The following is a 3,183-nucleotide window of genomic DNA, read 5'->3' as shown; positions in this document are numbered from 1 at the left end:
AACAGCCTGATCCAGGGACGCGTCTTCCATCCGCGCCACGAGAGTGGCTGCGGCGAAGGTTTCCCGTTCGACATGGCCCACAGCACGATATCCGGGGATGGCGATGGTGAGCCCGAGGTCGATACCGCCCGCGCCGGAGCAGAGGGAGAGGCCGAACAGACATGCGTCTCCGGCTCCGGAAGCGTCTCCGGAGGAAGGTAGAGCCAGGTCATGCATGTCACGCGGCGGTCTGGCGCTTTCGCGCGGGTTCGGGTTCGGCGTCCGTGTCCGGCGTATCGGTGACGTCGCCCAGCCGCTCCGCCTTCACCTGCGCGAAGGTCCGGCCGTCGCCGTCGAGGATCGCGTCCTTGTCGGTTTCGGCCTGCCAACGCTCCACGGCGACATCGACATACGCCGCGCTGATCTCCATTGCGAAGACGCGGCGGCCATTGGCCTCGCCCGCCATGATCTGCGACCCGGAGCCGGAGAACGGCTCATAGCAGAGGCCGCCCCGCGCCACATGCTGGCGCATCGGGATCCCGAAGGCGTCGAGCGGCTTCGGCGTCGGATGGTCAGGCCGGTCATCCTTGGCGAAGCTGGGAAGCGCCCATGTCGATGGCAGCGTTTCCTCGGCCACCTTCGGCGGGCGGTTCGGGCGACGCCAGCCCATGAAACAGGGCTCGTGCTTCCAGAGGTAATGCGACCGGGTCAGGACGCCCCGGTCTTTCACCCAGATGATTTGCTGATGCACAAAGGCGCCTGCCTTCTCCCAGCAGGCTTCCAGCATCGCCTGGCGGCGCGAGGCGTGCCAGCAGTACCAGGCAGCATCCTCGGCGATGGCTTCCGCCACGGCTGCAGCGATGAACCCGTCATAGAGTTCCGCGCCCTGCGAACTGTCGTCCCAAGTCGTGCCGTAGGACGCCGACCAGTCCTTGTTGCGGGTCGGATGGTTCGAGCCGTCGTAGTCGACGAGATACGGTGGATCGGTCGCGAAAAGGATCGCGCGCTCACCGTTCATCAGGCGGCGCACATCGGCCGCGCTGGTGCTGTCGCCGCAGAGCAGCCGGTGATCGCCGAGGATCCAGAGATCGCCCGTCCGCGACGCCGGATTGCGTGGGGGTTCGGGGATGGTCACCGGCGGCACGGAGCCCCCGGCGCCCTCTTCCTCGCCGCCACCGTCGAGATCGAAGGCCAGCAGCTTGTCGAGTTCGCCATCGGAAAACCCGACCAGCGACAGGTCGAAGTCTTCGGCCAGCAGGTCGTTCAGTTCCGCCGACAGCAGCGCCTCGTCCCAGGTGCCGAGTTCCGTCAGCTTGTTGTCCGCAATCCGGTACGCCCGGCGCTGCGCTTCGGTCAGGTGCCCGAGCACGATCACCGGCGCCTCGGTCAGCCCGAGCTGCGTCGCGGCCAGCACGCGCCCGTGGCCTGCTATCAGTTCGCCGTCCTCGCCGACGAGGCAGGGCACGGTCCAGCCGAACTCGGCCATGCTGGCGGCGATCTTCGCGACCTGATCCGCGCCATGCGCCTTCGCGTTCTTCGCGTAGGGCTGGAGGCGCGACAGCGGCCACGTCTCGATCGCGTCCGGGGCGAAGCTCAACGTCATGATGGGCACGGTTCCTCGGTCGGGTGGATGCCGGTGGCTTCCGGACTCCGGATGCCGGGCCGGACTCCACACGGGGTCCAGCGGCCACCAGCGGTGTCCGGTCGGAAGGCCAGCGTTCATTGGTGTTTGCGCGGGGCGCGCGTGGCTCCGGCTTCCGGGTGGCTTCCCAAAAATCCGGCCCTGTCGCTGGCGATGTTCCGCGCTTCGCCCGCCAGCATACGAATGTCGCGGAGAAGGAACCGGAAACTGCCGTGGGCTGGACCCCGGCCGGACCCTCGCTGGATACCGGGGTCCAGAAGGCCCCCGTCAACGCAAAGGGGAGAGCGAGCTTTCCAGCGCACTCTCCCCATCTTGCCTTCGGAATAGCACGATCATGTTGCAGATGTCGAAGGAAAAAGTGTTGCAACACATTGGAGTCACTGCGCATTCAGGCGCGCGGCGATCTTGGTCAGCGCCAGTTGCCAGCGACGCCATGCGGTCGTGCGGTCGCACCCCAGCTCGCCGCTGATCTGCTTCCATGGCACGCGGGCCGCGCGCGACCAGACGAGCTTGCGCTCCGCCTCCTCGATCCAGAGCACCCAGTCGAAGGTCTGCTCGAGCCGGGTGATCGCGGCGGCCGAGGGCCAGACCCGCATCGGCTGCGGCTCCATCGCCGCGATCTCGCGGCTGGTCCGCACGATGTCGGGCCAAGTGTTGAAGTAGCCCTGCGCCTTCACCGGCGGCAGCTTGCGCAGTGTGCGGAACGCCTCCTCGAAATGATCGGCGACGCAATCGGCGGTCCATTCGCAATCAGCCATGGCGCGCCTCCCTGTCGGAAGGGCGCGGGCCGTAGAGCTTCTCGCCGAGTTGGCGGACCAGTTCACGCTCGGGCCAGGTGAGGCGGTCGTCATCGGCGGAGACCGCGAGGACGCCCTGTTCTCGCCAGCCCTCGCGCTTGACCTGCTCGGGATCCCGGCGGCAGCCGCCGTAACCGTGGGGATGCCATCTCATGCGACACCTCCCTTCGTCTCGATCGCCCAGAGCAGGATGGCGATGGCGTCGGCCTCGTTGTCATCGGCCGGGCTGAAGCCGCGGGCGCGGACCGCGGCGACCATGGCGGCCTTGTCGGCGTTGCCCTTGCCAGCGGCGTGGCGTTTGATCGTGCCGACCGGAACGCCCTCGTAGGGCACGCCGCGCAGTTCCGCCCATGCCGTCAGCGTAGCCATGAGCCCGCCGTAGATGTGGCTGGCATCGGTGCCCGCATGGCGGCGCACCTCCTCGAACCAGATCGCGGCGACAGGACCGGACAGCCGGTCGATCTCGGTCAGCCAGTTGGTGAAGCGCAGGTAGCGCATGCCGCCACCATCGAAGCGGCCGGGGCGCAGCGAGACGGTGCCGCTGGTGATCAGGCCGTCATGGCCACGGATCGCCCAGCCGGTCGAGGTGCCGAGGTCGAGCGCAAGGATGCAGCGGTTGCGGGGGGCGTCGAGCGGCAGCGATTCAAACCTTGCGCCGTCGCAATCGGGGATCAGAGTCGGCTGAGCCATGATGGGTCTCCTTTGCCGGTGGCCTGTGGTGGTGGAAGACGACGGCGGTCTGGTGCTTGGCGGTACGGGGCCGCC

4 protein-coding genes and 1 pseudogene are annotated in these 3,183 nt (G+C 67.9%); all 5 read right to left on the bottom strand.

The window, feature by feature from the left end:
• A pseudogene (locus FR728_RS19490) lies at window positions 1–216 on the bottom strand (DNA cytosine methyltransferase); the annotation flags it as partial.
• Window position 217: 1 nt separating this feature from the next.
• Window positions 218–1,582 (bottom strand): site-specific DNA-methyltransferase, encoded by a 1,365-nt coding sequence (locus FR728_RS19195; protein ID WP_093359550.1) that lies wholly within the window; start codon window positions 1,580–1,582, stop codon window positions 218–220.
• Window positions 1,583–1,998: 416 nt separating this feature from the next.
• Window positions 1,999–2,379 (bottom strand): DUF6362 family protein, encoded by a 381-nt coding sequence (locus FR728_RS19190; RefSeq protein WP_149894349.1) that lies wholly within the window; start codon window positions 2,377–2,379, stop codon window positions 1,999–2,001.
• Entirely contained in the window at window positions 2,372–2,572 is a 201-nt protein-coding gene (locus tag FR728_RS19185) for a hypothetical protein (protein WP_149894348.1), read from the bottom strand. Before FR728_RS19185 ends, FR728_RS19190 begins: the two co-directional genes overlap by 8 nt.
• Entirely contained in the window at window positions 2,569–3,108 is a 540-nt protein-coding gene (locus FR728_RS19180) for a hypothetical protein (protein ID WP_244304775.1), read from the bottom strand. Before FR728_RS19180 ends, FR728_RS19185 begins: the two co-directional genes overlap by 4 nt.
• Window positions 3,109–3,183: the final 75 nt, after the last annotated feature.

Source organism: Roseibium aestuarii, assembly GCF_008477545.1.
GTDB lineage: Bacteria > Pseudomonadota > Alphaproteobacteria > Rhizobiales > Stappiaceae > Roseibium > Roseibium aestuarii.
Note: the sequence above shows the minus strand (reverse complement) of the source record. Positions and strands in the feature narration are given on the sequence as shown.

What these genes read in the sequence shown, in the direction of transcription:
- FR728_RS19185 (WP_149894348.1), bottom strand. Translation starts at nt 2,572, where the DNA reads ATGAGATGGCATCCCCACGGTTACGGCGGCTGCCGCCGGGATCCCGAG.
- FR728_RS19180 (WP_244304775.1), bottom strand. Translation starts at nt 3,108, where the DNA reads ATGGCTCAGCCGACTCTGATCCCCGATTGCGACGGCGCAAGGTTTGAA.
- FR728_RS19195 (WP_093359550.1), bottom strand. Translation starts at nt 1,582, where the DNA reads ATGACGTTGAGCTTCGCCCCGGACGCGATCGAGACGTGGCCGCTGTCG.
- FR728_RS19190 (WP_149894349.1), bottom strand. Translation starts at nt 2,379, where the DNA reads ATGGCTGATTGCGAATGGACCGCCGATTGCGTCGCCGATCATTTCGAG.